This window comes from Nocardia sp. CA-120079, assembly GCF_050955745.1.
Lineage (GTDB): Bacteria > Actinomycetota > Actinomycetes > Mycobacteriales > Mycobacteriaceae > Nocardia.
Window position 1 is genome coordinate 5,516,468 of record NZ_CP192088.1, and the last position, 18,954, is coordinate 5,535,421.

Annotated in this window: 22 protein-coding genes and 1 pseudogene; 6 read left to right on the forward strand and 17 right to left on the reverse strand. The window is 65.6% G+C overall.

The features are described from left to right. Nucleotides 1–15: 15 nt before the first annotated feature. On the reverse strand, nt 16–672 hold the full coding sequence (locus ACQPYR_RS25400) for an urease accessory protein UreF (RefSeq protein ID WP_433621453.1): 657 nt from the start codon (nt 670–672) through the stop codon (nt 16–18). A gap of 123 nt (nt 673–795) precedes the next feature. Here ACQPYR_RS25400 and ACQPYR_RS25405 point away from each other — a divergent pair, with 123 nt between their 5' ends. Together ACQPYR_RS25405 and ACQPYR_RS25410 are read left to right on the forward strand one after the other, a co-directional pair. Then, nucleotides 796–1,374 carry a phosphatase PAP2 family protein gene (locus ACQPYR_RS25405; RefSeq protein WP_433621454.1) on the forward strand — a complete coding sequence of 193 codons (579 nt, stop codon included), beginning with the start codon at nt 796–798 and terminating at the stop codon, nt 1,372–1,374. 66 nt (nt 1,375–1,440) lie between these two features. After that, a pseudogene (locus tag ACQPYR_RS25410) lies at nt 1,441–2,536 on the forward strand (4Fe-4S binding protein). Here ACQPYR_RS25410 and ACQPYR_RS25415 read toward each other — a convergent pair. Genes ACQPYR_RS25415 through ACQPYR_RS25425 form a run of 3 tightly spaced genes read right to left on the reverse strand, consistent with a single transcriptional unit; the run spans nt 2,497 to nt 5,365 of the window. Next, complete coding sequence (locus ACQPYR_RS25415) at nt 2,497–3,408, reverse strand: SDR family NAD(P)-dependent oxidoreductase (protein ID WP_433621455.1); 912 nt, start codon at nt 3,406–3,408, stop codon at nt 2,497–2,499. The pseudogene ACQPYR_RS25410 and the gene ACQPYR_RS25415 sit on opposite strands and share 40 nt — an antisense overlap. Continuing rightward, nucleotides 3,405–3,854, reverse strand: coding sequence for a hypothetical protein (locus tag ACQPYR_RS25420; RefSeq protein ID WP_433621456.1), 450 nt, complete (start codon nt 3,852–3,854; stop codon nt 3,405–3,407). Before ACQPYR_RS25420 ends, ACQPYR_RS25415 begins: the two co-directional genes overlap by 4 nt. A gap of 50 nt (nt 3,855–3,904) precedes the next feature. Continuing rightward, a complete protein-coding gene (locus tag ACQPYR_RS25425; RefSeq protein WP_433621457.1) occupies nt 3,905–5,365 on the reverse strand; it encodes an MFS transporter in 1,461 nt (486 codons plus the stop codon). A gap of 91 nt (nt 5,366–5,456) precedes the next feature. Here ACQPYR_RS25425 and ACQPYR_RS25430 point away from each other — a divergent pair, with 91 nt between their 5' ends. Both ACQPYR_RS25430 and ACQPYR_RS25435 read left to right on the forward strand, forming a co-directional pair. Further along, nucleotides 5,457–6,134, forward strand: a complete 678-nt coding sequence (locus ACQPYR_RS25430; RefSeq protein ID WP_433621458.1) for a TetR/AcrR family transcriptional regulator — start codon at nt 5,457–5,459, stop codon at nt 6,132–6,134. A gap of 57 nt (nt 6,135–6,191) precedes the next feature. Beyond that, on the forward strand, nt 6,192–7,172 hold the full coding sequence (locus tag ACQPYR_RS25435) for a zinc-binding dehydrogenase (protein ID WP_433621459.1): 981 nt from the start codon (nt 6,192–6,194) through the stop codon (nt 7,170–7,172). Here the strand turns inward: ACQPYR_RS25435 and ACQPYR_RS25440 are convergent. From ACQPYR_RS25440 to ACQPYR_RS25460, 5 genes are all read right to left on the reverse strand, one after another. Continuing rightward, on the reverse strand, nt 7,163–7,936 hold the full coding sequence (locus ACQPYR_RS25440) for an ESX secretion-associated protein EspG (RefSeq protein ID WP_433621460.1): 774 nt from the start codon (nt 7,934–7,936) through the stop codon (nt 7,163–7,165). The two genes, ACQPYR_RS25435 and ACQPYR_RS25440, sit on opposite strands and share 10 nt — an antisense overlap. Continuing rightward, a complete protein-coding gene (locus tag ACQPYR_RS25445) occupies nt 7,933–9,189 on the reverse strand; it encodes a hypothetical protein (RefSeq protein ID WP_433621461.1) in 1,257 nt (418 codons plus the stop codon). Before ACQPYR_RS25445 ends, ACQPYR_RS25440 begins: the two co-directional genes overlap by 4 nt. A gap of 19 nt (nt 9,190–9,208) precedes the next feature. Continuing rightward, complete coding sequence (locus ACQPYR_RS25450; RefSeq protein ID WP_433621462.1) at nt 9,209–9,574, reverse strand: hypothetical protein; 366 nt, start codon at nt 9,572–9,574, stop codon at nt 9,209–9,211. A 15-nt stretch (nt 9,575–9,589) separates the two neighbouring features. Further along, nucleotides 9,590–10,123 carry a DUF3558 domain-containing protein gene (locus ACQPYR_RS25455; protein WP_433621463.1) on the reverse strand — a complete coding sequence of 178 codons (534 nt, stop codon included), beginning with the start codon at nt 10,121–10,123 and terminating at the stop codon, nt 9,590–9,592. A 164-nt stretch (nt 10,124–10,287) separates the two neighbouring features. Further along, nucleotides 10,288–10,968, reverse strand: a complete 681-nt coding sequence (locus tag ACQPYR_RS25460) for an O-methyltransferase (protein WP_397047331.1) — start codon at nt 10,966–10,968, stop codon at nt 10,288–10,290. Between the two features lie 157 nt (nt 10,969–11,125). On the opposite strand from ACQPYR_RS25460, the gene ACQPYR_RS25465 reads away from it, so the two are divergent. Further along, nucleotides 11,126–11,542: a hypothetical protein gene (locus ACQPYR_RS25465; protein ID WP_433621464.1), complete on the forward strand. Its 417-nt coding sequence runs from the start codon at nt 11,126–11,128 to the stop codon at nt 11,540–11,542. A 24-nt stretch (nt 11,543–11,566) separates the two neighbouring features. On the opposite strand, the gene ACQPYR_RS25470 is transcribed toward ACQPYR_RS25465, so the two are convergent. The 8 genes from ACQPYR_RS25470 to ACQPYR_RS25505 all read right to left on the reverse strand — a co-directional run bounded on the left by ACQPYR_RS25470 (nt 11,567) and on the right by ACQPYR_RS25505 (nt 17,724). Next, a complete protein-coding gene (locus tag ACQPYR_RS25470) occupies nt 11,567–12,577 on the reverse strand; it encodes a hypothetical protein (RefSeq protein WP_433621465.1) in 1,011 nt (336 codons plus the stop codon). A 3-nt stretch (nt 12,578–12,580) separates the two neighbouring features. Next, nucleotides 12,581–12,916: a type VII secretion target gene (locus ACQPYR_RS25475; protein ID WP_433621466.1), complete on the reverse strand. Its 336-nt coding sequence runs from the start codon at nt 12,914–12,916 to the stop codon at nt 12,581–12,583. Between the two features lie 124 nt (nt 12,917–13,040). Next, nucleotides 13,041–13,595 carry a YbaB/EbfC family nucleoid-associated protein gene (locus ACQPYR_RS25480; protein WP_433621467.1) on the reverse strand — a complete coding sequence of 185 codons (555 nt, stop codon included), beginning with the start codon at nt 13,593–13,595 and terminating at the stop codon, nt 13,041–13,043. Between the two features lie 128 nt (nt 13,596–13,723). Continuing rightward, nucleotides 13,724–15,445, reverse strand: a complete 1,722-nt coding sequence (locus ACQPYR_RS25485; RefSeq protein ID WP_433621468.1) for an urease subunit alpha — start codon at nt 15,443–15,445, stop codon at nt 13,724–13,726. Continuing rightward, nucleotides 15,442–15,759 (reverse strand): urease subunit beta, encoded by a 318-nt coding sequence (locus tag ACQPYR_RS25490; protein WP_433621469.1) that lies wholly within the window; start codon nt 15,757–15,759, stop codon nt 15,442–15,444. The genes ACQPYR_RS25485 and ACQPYR_RS25490 overlap by 4 nt, the downstream gene beginning before the upstream one ends. A 7-nt stretch (nt 15,760–15,766) precedes the next feature. Beyond that, complete coding sequence (locus tag ACQPYR_RS25495; protein ID WP_387292824.1) at nt 15,767–16,069, reverse strand: urease subunit gamma; 303 nt, start codon at nt 16,067–16,069, stop codon at nt 15,767–15,769. Nucleotides 16,070–16,136: 67 nt separating this feature from the next. Continuing rightward, the gene (locus ACQPYR_RS25500; protein WP_433635241.1) at nt 16,137–16,535 is read right to left on the reverse strand and encodes a PaaI family thioesterase; all 399 of its coding nucleotides are present in this window, start codon (nt 16,533–16,535) and stop codon (nt 16,137–16,139) included. Nucleotides 16,536–17,010: 475 nt separating this feature from the next. After that, entirely contained in the window at nt 17,011–17,724 is a 714-nt protein-coding gene (locus ACQPYR_RS25505; RefSeq protein WP_433621470.1) for a hypothetical protein, read from the reverse strand. A 114-nt stretch (nt 17,725–17,838) separates the two neighbouring features. Between ACQPYR_RS25505 and ACQPYR_RS25510 the strand changes: the two genes are divergently transcribed. Continuing rightward, complete coding sequence (locus ACQPYR_RS25510) at nt 17,839–18,912, forward strand: FecCD family ABC transporter permease (protein WP_433621471.1); 1,074 nt, start codon at nt 17,839–17,841, stop codon at nt 18,910–18,912. Nucleotides 18,913–18,954 lie beyond the last annotated feature (42 nt).

An 18,954-nucleotide genomic window follows, 5' to 3' on the forward strand; every position in this document is an offset into this window, starting at 1 on the left:
TTACCGATTGCGCGCCTAGGACGCGAACAGGGGCATATCACGTACGAGGTGTCGCTGTGCGAGTACGTCCTGTAGCGGATCCGAGAGCGCGGCGAGTTCGGCCGCGGCCGCGGCGGCGGTCCGATCGCAGAGTTCGCCGAGCCGGATCGTGCAGGCGGCCACAGCGGCGGGATCCAGCGCCAGCAACCGCTGTGCCGCAGTCGCCGCGCCGGTCATGGTCGTGTAGACGACGACCGCGGCGGCCTGCTCCGGAGTCGCACCGCAGATCTGCCCGACCACACCGAAGGCCGTCGACAGATGCGGCCGCATACCGAGAACCGTCCAATCCGCCCCCGGCCAAACCTGTTTCGCCAACCGCGCCAAACCACGTCCCTGCGCCCGCGACGCCGCCCGCGCTGCCGGAGCCGGTGTCCGCGCATCGGCCTCGGCCTCCGCCCGCTCGGCGGTCATCTTCCCCGCACATACCGCCGCCGCCAACGAGGCCGCGACCAGTCCGGATGTCCGGATCCGCCGCCGCAAATACAGCTCCACCGTCGCGACATCGCGCACCATCCCGGACGCCACCGCCTCCTCCACACCGCCGGAATGCACATGTCCCCCGATCGGCAGCCGCGAGTCCGCCAACGCGAACAACGTCGCCAACCTGGTGGTCCCCGCATCCGATCCGTGCACCCGTCGATCCTATGCGTGACACGGCCGGGCTCCCTCACCCCGACCGGGCCACACATGATCTTCGGACCGGAGCGGGCTCGGGATGTCTCCTGCCACCGCTGGGGGTCTGGAAACATGGGCGCGATGGGGTTCGATGAGAGCATCATGCGCGTCGTCTCGGTCCGGCGCGCCGACGCGGTGACGCAGGTGATTCAAGGCATCGGCAATGCCGGCATGCGCATCGAGGTACTCGAGATCGTCGCCCTGGCCGGGGTATTGGCCGTGGTCGCGACGCGGAGCTGGCGGGTCGGCGGTATCGCGGCGGGAAGTCTGTTGCTGGGTGATTTCATCGCACATTGGTTGAAACAGGTGGTCAGGCGGCCGCGGCCGGCTGGCGATCTGACCTTGTGGCCCGAAATCCACAGCTGGGCAATGCCTTCCACTCATGCTGCGGCTACCTCGGCACTGGCGATGGGCATATTCCTGGCGGTGCGGTGGCGCTCGCCCCGTTTGCGCCGCGCGGCGGGCGTCGTGCTCGTTGTGGCGGTGGTGTTCGTCGGCGGGTGCATGGTGTATCTCGGTGCACACTGGCCGACCGATGTCCTGGCCGGTTGGCTGCTCGGCGCGTGCGTCGGCGCGGCCGTCGCGTGGACAGCCGACAAAGTGCGCCCGAACCGCGATACCGCCGACCACTTACCTTCCGACACGCCCGGAGTGCGATGAGTTTCGGGGACCGGCGCGGTCTATCTTCCTGAGGCCGTATCGGTCTCGCGGTTACGAGGAGGGCCGATGTCGGACAAGGAACCAACTGGACAGCGACGATTGGCGGAGCATCCAACCGTCAAACGGATGACCGAAATGGCGCGCACGACACCGGATCCGGTGCTGAATGCGGCGCGGCTGCGCGAGCTCTGCCTCGCGGCCGGAGCCGACGATGTCGGCTTCGTACCGGTCGACGATCCGAGGGTGGCGGTCGAACTCGATCATGCGCGCGAAATCCTGCCCTCCGCACGCACATTCGTGACCTTCTGTGTCCGGATGAACCGGGACAACCTGCGCAGCACCATGCGCAGCCTGGCCAATACCGAATTCAACCACGCCGACGACGAGACCAACGAGGTGTCGCGCCGCATTACCAGGGCCCTGCAGGATGCCGGGTACCGCGCCGTCTACCCCGCGCCCGGATATCCGATGGAGGTCGACAAGTTCCCGGGTCGGATCTGGGTGATCGCACACGGTGGTGGCCGAGGCGGCCGGATTGGGCGTCATGGGTATCCACCGCAACGTGATTCACCCGAAGTTCGGCAATTTCATCCTGTTGGGCACGGTGGTCACCGATGCGGTGATCGACGAGCCGAGCGCCGCATTGGATTTCAATCCGTGCCTGGAATGCAAGCTGTGCGTATCGGCCTGTCCGGTCGGCGCGATCACCAATGACGGCGGCTTCGATTTCCAGGCCTGCTATACCCACAACTACCGAGAGTTCATGGGCGGCTTCACCGATTGGGCCGAAACCGTCGCCGACAGCGACAGCGCCGCCGAGTACCGCGAGCGCGTCACCACCGGCGAATCGTTCTCGATGTGGCAGAGCCTGTCGTTCAAACCCAACTACAAGGCCGGATACTGCATGGCCGTCTGCCCGGCGGGCGAGGATGTGATCGGCGCCTACCTCGACGATCGCAAAACCCACCTCGATGATGTCGTGCGTCCGCTGCAGAACAAGGCCGAACCCGTCTACGTCCTGCCGGGATCAGCCGCGGAGGAGCACGTCACGCGCCGATTCCCGGCCAAGACGCCGAAGGCGGTGACCAATGGTTTTCCGGACGAGGTCAATGTGCTGCTCGATCAGATCGGCCCGCGTCCGCGCCGGACACGTGGCGTATAACGATCAGCGAGGAACGCGTGTTCCATGAAGCGCTGCGCCCGTCCTCGGGTCAGATCGGACCACGCCTGGACCCCCGGCGACCACCAGGGCGCGATCTTGCGTGGCTTGGCAACCACGGCGTGACAGACCAGATCGGAGGCTTCGTCGACGGTAAGCCCGGGAACGCGGCTGAAGTCGGTCGGCGCGCTCATCCTGGTGTGCACGAGCGGCATGTAGATGGAGGTCGTCCGCACCTTGTCGGCGGCGATTTCGGCTGCGGCACTGCGCAACCAGACATCGAAGGCGGATTTGGAAGCACCGTAGGCGGCCCACCGCGGGGCGGGCGGCATGAGCACGCCCCAGGTGGAGATATTGACGATATGGCCCTGTTTGCGTGCGCGCATACTCGGCAGCAAGGTGAGCAGCAGCCGGACCGGCCCGAGGTAGTTCACATCGATGGTGCGCGTGAAATCATGGAAGCGGTCATAGGATTCGTCGATCGAACGGCGAATCGACTTGCCCGCGTTATTGATCAGCACATCGATATGACCGTGCTCGGCGAGTAGGTCGCGCCCGAGTTTTTCGACGGCGTCCATATCGGTCATATCCGTCGGGTGCACGTGCGCGCTACCGCCCTCGGCGGTGATCTCGGCCGCCACCTGCTCCAGGTCGTCAACAGAGCGGGCAACCAGCAGCACGATCCCGCCGGCCGCGGCCAGTTTGCGCGCGCTCGCCTTGCCTATGCCGTGCGACGCGCCGGTCACCAGCACGGTCCGGCCCGCGACCTCCTCGCGCAGGGATTTCTCGCGCGGCCGGGATGTCGGGTACAGCAGCCAGGACGCCACTCGCTCGGCGAGCGGGCGGCCATTGCTCGATTCGGGAGTGTCGTTCACCTCTCGACTGTATGCGCCGGCCTGCCCTGTTCGCGATCATTTGCCGAGGTGCGCAGGAGCTCGGGCAGATCCTGTCGGGGCAGGTAGGCCGCGATCCGCAGACCGTCTTCGGCACGGCGCACCAGGAAGTCGCTGTAGACGTCGAGGGACCGTTCGCCGAGCGACAGCGCCCACCGGGCCGAGGTCAGCCAGCAGTGTCCGCCCAGTGCGAAAGTGGTTTGCTCGACCAGACGAGTGCGCGGCGTCGACCCCGCACCGAACTGGTCGGCGCGCGCTCGGGCAGCGGCCACGAACTCTTCCCGGCTCACACAGCGACTCGATGTCGGGGTGGTCACCAGGATCACCGGCTCGAAAAGGCTTGGCAGTGCCGCGAAATCCGATGCCGCGACGATCTCGTCGTAGCTGCGGATGAAACCCTCGATCGAGGTGATGTCATGCGAAATCATGACATCTGATTATATCGCGAATCGCGGCCGAATCCGGGGAGGCGCGCCGGTCAGCGCCGGGGCGAGAATGCGGCGACCGCTGCCATCACCACCAACAGCAGCGCACCGACCGAAGTCGCGACATGCATTCCGGAGACAAAGGATTCGCGTGCGGAATCGATCAGCGCGGAATTGCCGCCCGCATGCTGGATTGTCTCACCGAGTGTGTCCGCATAGTCGCCGCCGGACCGGAAGACCAGTGCCGCAACCGAACCCAGCAGTGCGAGGCCGAGCGCATTGCCCAATTCGAAACTGGTCTCCGAGATCCCGACCGCGGATCCGGCCCGCTCCGCCGGCACCGAGGACACCGCCACATCCGATACCAGGGTGAACGCCAGGCCGTAGCCGATGCCCGCAATCGTGGATCCCGAAAGATACCAGGCGATTCCGCCGTCCACGCCGACACCGATCAGCATCAGATTGCCGATGGCCGAGGCCAGCAGCGCCAGCACGAAGGTGGGACGCACCCCGAGCTGGTGTCCGACCCGCGCACCCCCCATCGAGCACACGAATACCGCGATCGCCATCGGAATCCCGAGCAGCGCGGCCGCGAGCGGGTCCCGTCCGGTCACCGATTGCAGGTAGACACTGGTCAGATAGCTCATCGCGGCCAGCGACATCATGCCGACCAGGCTGGAGCCGATGGCTACCGAGAACTGCGCCCGCCGGAACAGTCGCAGATCCAGCAGCGGTTCGGCCAGCTGTCGCTGCCGCCGCACGAAGATCGCGAGCAGCACCGCACCGATGAGCCCGATTACAAGCGGTTCGACATCGAACCCTTCCGCGGCGATCTGTTTCACCGCGTACACCACCGGCAGAATGCCGCCGATCGACAGCAGCACACTCGGAATATCCAGCGGACCGACCACGCCGGCGCGATGTTCGGGCAGCACGAACGGACCGAAGGCGAGCAGGATCAGCAGCACCGGAATGTTGATGAGGAATACCGAGCCCCACCAGAAGTGGTGCAGTAACAGGCCGCCGAGGATCGGGCCGACCGCGGACCCACCCGCGAAGAATGCGGTCCACACACCGATCGCGGCGGCGCGTTCGCGGGCATCCGGGAACAGACTGGAGATCAGCGCCAGACTCGACGGCAGCAGGGTCGCACCGCCCATACCCATCAGCGCTCGCGCGATGATCAACACCGCGGCACTCGGCGCGAAGGCCGCGATGATCGAGGCGATACCGAAGATCGACGCACCGACCAGCAGAATATTGCGCCGCCCGATCCGGTCGCCGAGATTGCCCATGGTGATCAACAGGCCCGCGATGAGGAAGCCGTAGATATCGAGAATCCACAGCTGCTGCGCGGCCGAGGGGTCGAGATCGAGGGTGAGCGTCGGCATGGCCAGGAACAGCACCGAAATGTCCATCGACACCAGCAGCACCGGCAGCAGCAGTACCGCGAGACCGAGCCGAGCACGCCGCGAACCGGTCGGCGCCGCCTGCGCGACCTCCACCTGTGTCATGTCGATTTCCTCTCCCGTGTCGCGTACGGCGTACGCATCAATCCGGGTACAGTGTACGCATGCGGTCCCAAAACTGGAAGCGAGTCATGGGATGACCGAGCCGAAGCTCACCCAGGCGGCCATTGTCGACACGGCGATCGCCCTTGCCGACGAGGCGGGGCTCGACGGATTGTCCATGCGACATATCGCCGAGCAACTGGGTGTCGGAGCCATGTCGCTGTACCGGCACGTCGCGAACAAGGACGAACTACTCGCGCTGATGACCGACGAGATCTCGGCCCGCAACCCGTATCCGTCGCCGGAGGGCAAGAACTGGACCTGGCGCGACCGGGTCCGCATTGCCGCCGAAATAGATTGGGCCCTCTACCAGAAGCATCCGTGGGTGCTGCTCACCTTCGCGATGCCCCGCTACAGCTTCGGCCCGCAGGGGCTGGCCTGTTTCGCCTGGCTGGTCGAGGGGCTGCGCGAGCTCGATGTCTCGACCCGCGAGGCGTCCACCATGGCCTTCGCGGTGTGGAACTACATCTCCGGGGCCACGCTGCCGCATATCAGCGGTGCGCTGGTCGCGCGCAAGGGCATGAATCCGGAGGGCTCGAACGGACTGCGGGCGTTGCTGGAAGGAACGTCACAACTGCCGATCCCACCCGCGCTCGCCGATCTGAACGGCAGTGGCGTCAGCGACCTGACCTCGGAGGATCTGCTGTATATCGGATTGTCCGCGCTCTGCGACGGATTCGAGGCACGGTGCTCGCGGTCCGGCACCGCTTGACCTGAACGGCGCTTCAGGTTGCAGGGTGGGCTGGTTCGCCGACGACTAGGAGTCACCGTGCACGCCATCCGCCTTCACACCTTCGGACCAGCCGAAAATCTCCGTTACGAAACGGTTCCCGATCCGGTGCCGGGACCAGGTCAGGTGCTCATCCGGGTCGCGGCGGCGGGCGTGCATTTCATCGATACGGCCTTGCGCCGTGGCGCTGCCGGTCCCTATCCGCCGCCCACGTTGCCGACGATCCCGGGGCGTGAAGTCGCCGGGACCGTGGACCAGATCGGACCCGACGTCGATGCGTCCTGGCTCGGCAAGCGAGTCGTCGCGCATCTCGGCCAGGGGCCCGGTGGCTATGCCGAGTTGGCTGTTACGGAAACGACTCGGCTGCACGAGATTCCGGCCGAGCTCGATCCGGCGGAGGCGGTCGCGATCGTCGGCACCGGGCGAACGACCATGGGGATTCTGTTGTTCACCGAACTCGGCCCCGGCAGTGTTGTGGTGATAACCGCCGCTGCGGGTGGCATCGGAACACTGCTTGTTCAGTATGCGAAGAATGTCGGCGCGACGGCCGTCGGGCTGGCCGGTGGACCCGCGAAAGTCGAACTGGTGCAACGCAATGGCGCGGATATCGCGATCGACTATCTTCGTCCCGACTGGCCCGAGCAGGTGCGTGCCCAACTCGGCGACCGCAGGGCGACTGTGCTGTTCGACGGTGTCGGCGGCGAAATAAGCCGCACCGCAATCGATCTGCTCGGCAAGGGCGGTCAGCATCTGATCTACGGCGCGGCCGACGGTGCTCCGCTATCGCTTTCGGAGCAGGAATCGACGACGCGCGGCATCACCTCCGAGATGGTCGTGGGACCCCGCATGCTCCAGCGTGTCGGCGGCGACCTGCGCCCGCTGGAGGATAAGGCCATGACCGAGGCCGCAGCCGGTCGGCTGCGGCCCGCGGTCCAGCGTTTCGCACTTGCCGACGCGGCCGACGCGCACCGCGCGCTCAAGTCGCGCGGCACAGTCGGCAAGGTGGTGCTTCAGGCGTAGGAGCGGTAGCCCGGTTCGTTCTCCTCGCGGAATCCCTCGACCGTTGCGCGCATCGCTCGGTCGAGGTTGTCCGTGATGACCAGCGCGTCCGCGGGGACGGCGCTGATTGTGCCGCCACTGCGCACCAGATAGCGGCCATCCGGATAGTCCATGACATGGAAGCCGCGTGCAGGCGCGGGCCGGTTGTCCCAGGCCGCACCCGCATACACCGCAACATGCACGACATTGGGACGCGGCCGTTCGAAGAACTGGGCGGCCTCCTGACGCGGTGAGCGCGAACCCACGTAGTACGGGCGGTCGTCATCCGCGCCGTCCTCGACATCGTGGCGCGAAACCTCCAGCCCTGGTCCACTGCCGCGCCGCGCGGGCGGCAACAGATCCGCCACCCGGCGCGAAACATAGTCGGCACCCATCATCGACATATGTACCGCCCCACCGCGATCCGGATCATCGGTGGGCTCCTGCCGCAGCCATACCGCGTGCTGATGCCGAACCGCGACATGCACCCGGAGCTTCGTCTTGCCCAGGAATCCGGCGACCTGGATGCGCGCCTCGGGCTGCGCGAGAATACCGAGCGCGGAGCGCAGCCAGTCGTCGAGTTGGCGGTGCAGAGCGCCCGCCTCGTCCTTCCACGCCTGGTCGTATTCGGCCAGCGTCCGTTCGGTGGAGCGGTATTGCAGCGGATACGGCAGTACATCGCGTTCCATCGCCCGCCACAGCACCTTGAAGCCGAGCGGAGTAAAAGTCCAGTCCCGCACGGTCATTCGCCGATCACCGGCGGCACCGTCTTCACCCGATGCGCCTCATCGAGACCGGTGAGCTCCTCACCGTTCTGCTGATTCACCAGGTATTCCTTCGACTTCGACTCCTTTTCGTCATCCTTGCCGCCGCCACGGGAACCCGGCATACCCATACCCGACATACCCGAACGGCCGGTGCTGCCACTGGAAGTGGACGTGCCGGTGGGGCCGGAGGTGGTGACCACCGGCGGGAGGTCGAGGGTTTTACCCGGGGACGGCGTGCCCGTCGACGGGGTGCCCGAGCTACTGAGGCCGGAGGTGCCGGAGCTGAGGCTCGGGGTGGTCCCGGTGGGAGTCGTCGATGCCGGAACGGTTGGTGTGTCGGTGGTGGTCGGCGTGGTCGAGGTGTTGGTTGCGCTGGGGCTGGTGCTCGACGTGTCGTCCGTCGTAGAGGGGTTGGTGCTCCCGGGGTTTTCGGTACCGGTGTTACTCGTCTTCGGATCCGTCCCCGTGGTGGGGCTCTTCGACTGGTTCTTACCCGGTGTGTTACCGCCGGTATCGTCACCCGGCTTCTTCGTGGTGTCGTCGGATTTGTAGACGGGGTTGTACGGCTTGGGCACCAGCGGGACACCGGTATCGGCCTCACGCACCGACGGGTAGAAGACGTTCTTGACCGTGTTCTCGGCGGCCGACTTGTACTGCTCGTCCCGATGGCTGTTGATATTCCACGTCGGACCCGGAATCCAGCTGGCAATGTTGCTGGTGATGGTGTGACCGGGCGCTTCCTGCACATTGGCCGTGGTGAGTTCGATCCCGGAACGGACGAGCTTCACCTTCTCGGCGACCAACTGCACCGACCCGACCAGACCGGCCGACTTGTCGACATACTCCTTGATACCGTCCGACGCCGACTTGGCCGAGGCGCCGTTCCACTTGCCGTCCATCGCCTTCAGGATTTCCGGCTGAAAATTCTTCAGACCGTCGTCCAGTGCGTTCTTCAGGGCATTCCACCGCTGCTCGAGCCCCTTGACATCGGTCACCGACATCGCCGAAACCCGACCGTACAGGTCGTCCAACTGGTCCGGGTTCACATATGCGGATTCGGGCACCTTCGAAGGCTGCGATTGCAGACCGAGCCCGGCACTCTCGATTTCCTTGATCCGATTCCGCGCCTGCGTCGCATCCGCACTCTCGTCCCGCGACGACGAACTGGGCGGACCGGATTTGCTCCACTCGTACAGCGCGATACCGATTTCCGGAAGAATTGGAAATACCACGACTGTTCCCCCGTTCTTTTCAGTTTTTGAAGAGCTTCGAGTAGGACTCGTCCTGCGCCTCGAGCTTGTCCACGGACTTTTGGATGGTGTCGCGGATGAGGGTTACCACCTCGATGTGCTCTTTGAGCGCGGTGTCGACGTCGCCGTCGCCGCCGATTGCCTTCGCCCCCAGCATCTCAGCCAGTGCCTCGGAGCAATGGAAACGTCCGAGACCAGTCACGCGGCTCATAATCTTCAGGTCACTGCGCAGCGCGGTATAGAGGTCGATCTGACGGTTACATGCGTCGCGGCAACTCTTCGCAACGGACGGGTCCAGATATAGCCGACCAGCCTCCGCCTCCCCGGACAGGTACTGCCAGCGCGTCTTTTCTTCTTGCATGGACACGGTTACCCCCTGAATTCAACGCGGAAAGAGCGGAACAAGCGTGTCGGCTGCCACCATCGCTTGGTCGCATGCCACGACCGGCTTGTTCGGCGAAGCTTTGAATACGGAGATCTGCAGTGCACCCTGTGCGGCTGGAAAAACCAAGTCGCAGTCCTCATTGTCCTTGTCGTTGGTCGTATGGAAGCGGAAGCCATCGCGCCCCTGCACCTTGATGCCAACGAAGTCGACGTTCTCCTTTTTCTTTTTGTACTCATCAACGTTGTGGATCGTGGAGTACACCGTAACGGTGTAATCCCACAGCGACGGGGCGCTGTTCCACGCGCAAACTTTCCAACCTGGTTCCTCGACGCCCGCCACACCAGACTTCTTCGTGGACGGAACAACCCCGACCTTCTGCAGCACCTGATCCGAAACCTGCGTGCACGGATCCCAAAGCGCCGCAGTCGCGGCCGAGGTGCCACCAGCTCCGGTGCTCGGCGTGGCCGTCCCACCCTTCGTCGATCCACAGCCGGTCACCACCAACAGCATCCCCACCGCCACCACGGTCATCGTCGTCCGTCGTCCCACCAAGGCCTCCCGTTCCAGCCATCACACGTCGCTCGAAGTCTATGACGCACCCCGCCGCTGTTCGGTTCCATCCAATCACGCCCCATCCGCCGCCCCCACGCCCGGATCACCGGCGAAATCGCGCGCCGGAGATCCGAGCTGCCGGATCAGTCGAGGGCCTCACCATTGACCACGGCGTAGGCGAAACCGTCCCACCCCTTGCTGCCGACGGTTTGCACAATGGTGGCGTCGAGGCTTGGCTCGGCGGCGAGCAGGTCCACCAGATCGCGGCTGGCCTGGACCGCCGGATCGTCCGAATGGTCGTCGGCGACAGCGCCATTGCGCACGACATTGTCGACGATGATCACCGAGCCCGGCCGGGTCAGGCGCAGCGCCCAGAGCACGTAGTTCGAATTGTTGACCTTGTCGGCGTCGATGAACACCAGATCGAACGGCTCCGGATCCTCCTCCGCCAGTACGGGCAGACTGTCCAGCGCCGCACCAACTCGGATCTCGACCCGGTCCCCGACCTCGGCCCGATCCAGATTCTCCCGCGCGACCCGCGCGTGCCGCGGCTCGAATTCCAGGGTGATGACCTGGCCGTCCTTACCGACCGCCCGCGCCAACCAGATCGTGCTGTATCCGCCGAGCGTGCCGATTTCGAGCACCCGCCGCGCCCCGATCGACCGCGCTATCAAATGCAGGAACTTCCCTTGCGCCGGCGATACGTCGATGGCGGGCAGTCCGGCCGCCGCATTCGCCGCCAATGCCGTCGCGGTCGAATCTTCGCCTCCCACCAGAGAGTCCACGATGTAGCTGTCCACGTCGGCCCACTCGAACGTCGTCATGCCATGAAGTCTGCCACCGGGTGCCCGGATACCGCCGAAACTCCAGGAGCCGACACCCGTGTTCCCGGAAACCTTGCGGGCCGCACCGCTCACGCAGTAGCGTGCCCAAGAACTGAGACCAAGCCGTATCACTTTTATTGCGGACGAGGGAGCGATCGTGAAGACCGCGGCGTCTGCGATCGACAGCATCGCGGCTGCGTATTCGACTGCCCTGCATCGGATCTCGTCGCTGGCCCCCAATGCGAGGATCTTCGTCGACGGCTGGCCGACCTACGTCCGCGACGGCGGCTGCCCCGATCTGATCGGCCTGCGCCCCGCCGACGCCGCCACCATCCAGGCCGACTTCGACCGCCTCGACGGTGTCGTCGCTCGCGAAGCCGCCGCGGGTGCGACCTATATCGACACCCGCCCGCAATCCATCGGGCACGACATGTGCGCGCCCGCTGGAATCCGCTGGTTCGACCCCATCGTCGCCACCGAAACCCTGGTTCCCTACCACCCCACCCTCGAAGGCATGCGCGGCGTCGCCGATATCATCACCCAGACCATCCGGTCATCGGGTGCTCTGCACTGATCGATACGAAACCGCTTGGAGCTGTTACGCTTTCGCCGCCTCCAGCTCGATCTGAGTGACCGCGGTGACAATTTTGATCATTTCACGGAGCAATGCGCCCAGGCTGATCAGCGCGGTGGTCAGTTTGAGCAGCATTCGGGAAACGCTCATGGTCGCCGTGGAAATTTCGAATACCGCACGGGCAATGAGCGCCGGTGATGCGGTTCCGGCGGATGCGATGAGGATGGCGGCGATCTCGACCAGAACGCCGGCCAGGCTGTTCAAGATCTCGGTGACGATGCCGCGAACCCCGTCCACGAGCTCACCCATCTTCTTGTTCACCTTGCTCAGCGAATCGGCGAGCGCGGCCTGGGTGGCGATCGACGCCATGTGTGCGTCCGCCTTCGCCCGATAGGCGTTCGCGGCGGCACCGGTCCACGCCGCGGTGCCCTGCTTGACCTCGGTCGACCAGGTCGCCGCGACCTCCTTCAGTCGCTCCGAAATGTTGTCCCACGAGTCGGAGTAGGCCGACACCATATCGGGATTACCGGCCAGCGAGTCCAGCGATTTCCGCATCGGCTCGACATGTTCGAGCATCCACCCCATGAGCAACCCGCCGACGAAGTTGAACGGGTCGAATATCGCGAGAGCTCTGCCACCGACCAGATCCGAGCCGATACTCGCGAGCTCTTTGACGTCGGCGGCGGCCGCCCACGCCTTCATGGCACCCTCGTAGAGATTCTGGCCGGTGTCCTCGCCACTGAGCGCCAGTTCGAACTTGTGGCCCGCTTCGAACGCGTCGCCGACCGAAGTGCCGCTGAGAATCCCCGCGTCGGCGTCTTCGGTCTCGCCGTCTTCCCCCTTCTTCGCTCCCTCGGGCAACCCGAGTTTCCGGAAGACGGTCGCATCCTCCTGGTAGTACTCCTCGCGGTAGTCGACACCGTTTTCGAGCAACTCGTTGTCCGGGCGCGCATCGTCGTCGAAATTGTCCAGTTGCCCGGGCAGGGGCGGCGCGTCTTCGTTGAGGAACTTGCCGACCGAATTCTCGTACGCCATCGACTACCCCTGCTGTTCGAGTTGCTCGCGCTGACGATCTGTGCCGTCGGCTCGACTCTGGTCGACGTTCTCGAAGGAGTCCGCGGCGAAACGAAGCTTGCGTGGCAACGATTCGGTCTCCTCGGTCAATGTGCGCAGGCTCTCGGTGATCCGGTCGTGCAGCGGATTCAACACCGACTTGGCGTACGGCCCCACCAGCAATCCGTATCCGTCATCCGCCTGAGCCAGGTAGTCGGCGGCCTCGCGGGACAACGGCACCCCCTCGATCGCCTGCTCCACCTTCCGCGCATGGTCGCGCAACTGATCCGGGTCGACGTGCACCCCATCTGAATTGCCCATATCGTCCTCACTGGCCGTACCTCGGATTCGCGCCGTCGAATGACGGCCCTCTGACTAGGACGCTGCCACCGGACATCCGGTTCCATCCGATCCGAATGGAACCGGGTCGTTCGGTTCGAACGCCCTATTCCAGCCAGGACTTGCGCTGGTAGTACAGATCCTCTTCGGTCGGCTCGTCCGGCACGACGATGTCATCGCGATTGGGCTTGCGCGTTCCCGATGGCGGCGGTTCGGGCTGGAAGCTGGTGGGCGGTGGGCTGTACACCGGCGGCTCGGGTACCCGGGCAGGAACTGGATCGACGGGATCGACGTCCGGAAAGCGATCGGCGTACTGGCCGATGATCGCCGCACCGGCGGCGTCGTCGCCGACCGCGTCGTGCACCATGTTCGTGACCTGATTGCGCAGTTTCGCCTGCGCGCGCCGCATGCAGGACATGATCTCGCCGGAGATGACGGCCGGGTCCATGCCACGTGCCGCCGACGACAGCCTGATATCGGTGGGTACACCGTTGGCGTCGACGGTGACGGAGATCCGGTTGTCGCTCGATGTTTCGGTCACCGTCACGGTGGCCATGCGGCCCTGCAGGCTCTGATACTGCTGAGCCTTGCGCTCGAGGTTCTCGGCCCACTTGGCGAGTTCGTCCGCCGCCTGACCTGGGTCACCGCTCAGCAACTTCATCCCCTTCGCATCGTGGCACCTACGGCAGTGCCGTGTTCGGGGGTCACGAATGCTGCGCCCCCAACGCCGGGACCGACCTTACGATGTCGAGCCGCTGCCCGCCAACCAGCCCTTCCCCGCACCGGCAATCAGAACAGGAAGTAGCGCTGGGCCATGGGCAATTCGGTGGCGGGCTGCTCGGTCCAGACCTCGCCGTCGATGCGCACGGTGAAGGTGTCCGGATCTACTTCGATCCGTGGCATGGCGTCATTGTTCGGCATATCCGCCTTGGTGACGCGGCGAACGTTCTTGACGGGAGCCAGTTTTCGGCGCAGGCCCAAGCGGTCGGCGAGGCCGTCCTGGATGGCTTGTTCGGAGACGAAGTGCAACGAGGTCGCGGCGGCGGCCAGTGGTGCGGCGCCGAACATGGGGCGCGGCAACACCGGCTGCGGCGTGGGGATGGAGGCGTTGGCATCGCCCATGGCGGCCCAGGCGATCGCGCCGCCCTTGAGAACGGCATGCGGGCGGACCCCGAAGAAGGCCGGATCCCACAGCACGAGGTCGGCGAGCTTGCCAACCTCCACCGAACCGATTTCGTGGTCGAGTCCGTGGGCAATGGCCGGGCAGATGGTGTATTTCGCGATGTAGCGCCGCACGCGGGCGTTATCGGCGGCGCCGTCGCCGGCCAGCGCGCCGCGGCGGCGCTTCATGACATGCGCGGTCTGCCAGGTGCGCATGACGACCTCACCGATGCGGCCCATGGCCTGGGAGTCGCTGCCGATCATGGAAATCGCGCCGAGATCGTGCAGGAGATCCTCCGCGGCGATGGTGGAGGGCCGAATCCGGCTCTCCGCGAAGGCGAGATCCTCCGGGATGGACGCGCTGAGGTGATGGCACACCATGAGCATGTCCAGGTGTTCGTCGAGGGTATTGACGGTATGCGGCCGGGTCGGGTTGGTCGAGCTGGGTAGCACATTGAGATGTGCGGCGACGGTGATGATGTCGGGTGCGTGCCCGCCGCCCGCACCCTCGGTGTGATACGCGTGGATGCCGCGGCCCGCGATGGCGCCGAGCGTGTCCTCGACGAATCCGGCTTCGTTCAAGGTGTCCGAGTGCAGCGCCACTTGCACACCCGCCGCATCAGCCACGGTGAGACAGGCATCGATGGCGGCCGGGGTAGAACCCCAATCCTCGTGCAGCTTGAAACCCGCTGCGCCACCGCGTAATTGCTCCCACATGGATTCGGCGCTGACAGTATTGCCCTTGCCGAGCAACACGATATTCATCGGCCAGGACTCGGTGGCCTCCAACATCCGGGCCAAATGCCAGGATCCGGGCGTCACGGTGGTCGCCTTGCTGCCCTCGGCCGGCCCGGTGCCGCCGCCGATCAATGTGGTGATGCCGCCGCCGAGTGCCTCGTCCATCAGCTGCGGACAGATGAAGTGCACATGACAGTCGATGGCGCCCGCGGTGAGGATGCGGCCGTTGCCCGCGATGATCTCGGTATTCGGGCCGACCACCAGATCCGGATGCACTCCGTTCATGGTGTCCGGATTACCCGCCTTGCCGATGGCACTGATGCGGCCGTCGCGAATGCCTACGTCGGCCTTGATGATTCCCCAGTGGTCGATGATGACCGCACCGGTGATCACGGTGTCGGGGGTGCCGTCGGCGCGGGTCGCGCGGGCCTGGCCCATGGATTCGCGCAGCACCTTGCCGCCGCCGAAGACGGCCTCATCGCCGGCGAGTCCCGGTCCGCCGCTGCGGTCCTCGGTGATCTCGATCAGCAGATCGGTATCCGCCAGGCGAATGCGGTCGCCGGTGGTCGGACCGAACAGCTCGGCGTAGCGCGCACGGCTCAGCTCACTCATGACGCACCGTCCAAACGTCCGGGGGGATTCAGGCTGATGCCGTGCACCTCGCGCGCCCCACCGAGCGGAATCAGCGAAACCCGTTGGCCGAGACCGGGTTCGAAGCGCACTGCGGTACCGGCAGGAATATCGAGCCGACGTCCGTGCGCGGCCTCTCGATCGAAACGCAGCACGGCATTGGCCTGCGGGAAATGCACATGGCTGCCGACCTGGACCGGTCGGTCGCCGGTATTCACGACATCGAGCTCGATGCGGTCGGCGCCCGCGTTCAGCTCGATAGCGCCCTCGGCGCAGAGGTATTCACCGGGAATCATGGTCGCCCTAGCCGATCGGATGGTGGACGGTGACCAGCTTGGTGCCGTCCGGGAAGGTGGCCTCGACCTGCACGTCGTGGATCATCTCCGGCACCCCGTCCATCACATCGGCACGCGTGAGAACCGTTCGCCCCGAAGACATCAGCTCCGCGACCGTGCGTCCGTCGCGCGCACCCTCGAGCACATGATCGGTGATCAGCGCGACCGCCTCCGGATGGTTCAGCTTGAGCCCGCGCGCCTGCCTACGCCGGGCCAGTTCGGCCGCGTAGCTCAGCAGCAGCCGTTCCTGCTCGTGCGGCGACAGTCGCATCCGGGCTCCTCAGCGCTCGTGGATCGGGGTGACGGTCATTCTGGCACGCCCGTTCCGGGACCGCCGATCAATCCCGGGCGGGCAGGTTCTGCAGCCGGACCTGACCGCGCGCCACCGTGCGACCCTCGCCATCGGTCAGCACGACCTGCCACAGCTGCTGCAGGCGGCCGCGGTGCAGCGGGGTCGCCTCGCCGAAGACCTTGCCGTCGCGGACCGAGCGCAGGAAGTCGGTGTTGTTGTTCACCCCGACCACGGTGCCCTTATTGCCCTGGGCGTTGTACCAGACCCCACCGCCGACGCTGGCCAGGGTCTCGACGACCGTGCAGTACACGCCGCCGTTGACAATGCCGGCCAACTGCAGCAGCTGCGGCCCCGCGGTCAACTCGCCGCGTACCCGATCCGGCGTGACCTCGGTGAATTCGAGGCCGATGAGATCGGTGAAGGTGTTCTTGCTGAGCTCGGTCATCAGCTCGGGCGTCACGTCGGCCAGCGACTCGAACTGGGCAACTTCCTGCTGTGTCATGCATTCACCTTGGCACAGGGCGCCCGGGCCCTCGCACGACGGCTACTTCCCGGCGTTCGCTCGCGGAGACAGAGCGGCGGGCTCCACACGCACATGGAGCCCGCCGCGGCAGTGGATCGGGGGTTCTCGGCAGCCCTCCGGAACACTCGGCCGATCCCAACGCCGAAATTACTATAGGTCAGGCTTACCTAAGTAAGCAACTCCTGCCGTATCGGATTCCGCTCGCGGCAATGCATTCGATCAAGGCCATGCGGACGGCCAGACACTTTCTGCCAGAACTGATTCCACGCCCAACTGGCGCCGACCGTCGACACGGCCGATGGACCGGCTCGGCACGCAACCGGCAACCACGCCGATTCATCGCGGTGACCACCGAGACGCTGCCGGTAGCCGAGCAAGCCGCTCACCCGATTGGGCCCTATCGAACCAGGCAACCCACAACGCGTCGCACCGGCAAACCACGCTCTTCCAGCGTCGACAGCAACCCCTCACCCCGGCGCGCACCGACCAGCGAATCCGTCCGCGCCAGATCCGGCACGTAAGTGGCCGCGCCGACTATGGATTCACCGACCAGCGACCAGAATCGACGCTCGCCGAGCCCTGCGCAGCCCGCCAATGTCCGCTGAATCAACCGCAACGACGGCTCACACCGATGCGCGAGCCAGACGTACATCGCCCGCTCGCATGGCAACGTGACGACCCCAGCCTGTCCTGCGAGCCGATCACCGTCGAGCACCCGAATCGTGGTGTCCGCCAGACCCGCCCAGTCGATGCCGCCGTCATTGTCGGTATGGAGCCACAGATTCTCGAGACCCGGATCCCAGACCCGACCCTCGGCCACCAGCAGCGCGACCACCCGGCCGATCACCGCGTGGATCAGCGCGGTCGCCACCACCTCGGCGGCGGTGTCGGCGCTGATCATCTCCGCGGCATGCCGTCGGTACATCAATTCGATCCGCCCCTCGCGCAATCCGTCGGCCAGCCGCCACCAGCGTCGTTTGCCCTGCTCGGACATGGCGGCCACCGCATATACCCGCGGATGTTCGGGTTGCAACGAGCGCAACCGGGCACAGGCCCTACCGAATGCCACCTGGGACTGGCGAGGCATGTAGGTCGTGGCTGGCTCGGACATCGAACCTCCTCGGGTCGGCTCCGTGATGGGTGGGGGTCGGATTGAAAAGATAGGTTAGGCTTACCAGACCTAGCAATCGGATACCAGATATCGAGTCAGGAGTAGTTCGTCGCCGTGACGGCATCAGGCACCATCGCGCCGGGGGCGCGACGAACGAATACGGCGCGCCGTCGCCGGCTCGGACTCGTCGCGTTGACCGCACTGCTCCTCATCGCCACCGTGGCCGGCATCGCCATCGGCACCCGATCACTGTCCCCCGGCACCGTCTACGACGCCGTGCACAATGCCCTCAGCTGCCCGGGCGGGCCGTTCACCTGTCCCGCCGGGTCGACCGCGGAGGAGATCGTGCGCGGACTTCGCCTGCCGCGCACCGCACTCGGGCTGGTGACCGGGCTTGCACTCGGCATCGCGGGTGCGCTGATCCAGGGCTACACCCGCAACCCACTCGCCGACGCGGGCCTGCTCGGTCTGAACGCAGGCGCGGCCTTCCTTGCGGCACTGAGCATTTACCTGTTCGCGCTGACGGCACCCGAGCAGTACATCTGGTTCGCCTTCGCAGGGGCGCTGATCGCCGGGCTGGTGGTGTTCGGTGTGTCCGCGATCGGCGGTGGCAAGGCGAGTCCGCTCAGCCTCGTGCTGGCCGGCGCCGCGGTGACCGCATTCCTGCAAGCGATGACGAATGCCATTGTGCTCATGGACAATGCTGCGCTGGACACCTACCGATTCTGGGTGGTCGGCACGGTGAACGGGCGCGACGCCGAGGTGTTCTGGCAGGTGCTGCCGTTCCTGACGATCGGCGTTGTGCTGGCCGTCGCGGCTGCGCCGGGCCTGAATCTGCTGAGCCTCGGCGACGAGGTCGCCCGCGGACTCGGGGTACATGTCGGACGCAGCCGAGCGCTCGGCCTGGCGGCGATCGTGTTGCTGTGCGGTGCCGCGACAGCGGCGGTCGGCCCGATCGCATTCATCGGATTGATAGTGCCGCATGTCGCAAGGGTTTTCACCGGTCCCGACTATCGCCGGCTGATCCCGTACTCCGGACTGCTCGGTGCATTGCTGCTGCTCGTCGCCGATGTGGTCGGGCGAATTGTGGCGCGGCCCGGCGAAGTACAGGTCGGCGTGATGATCTCGGCCCTGGGTGCTCCGTTCTTCATTCTGCTCGTTCGTCGCAAGAAGTTGGTGAGCCTGTGAGGGCGATGCCACAGCGACCGCCGCGCACGAATTCGCGGGCCA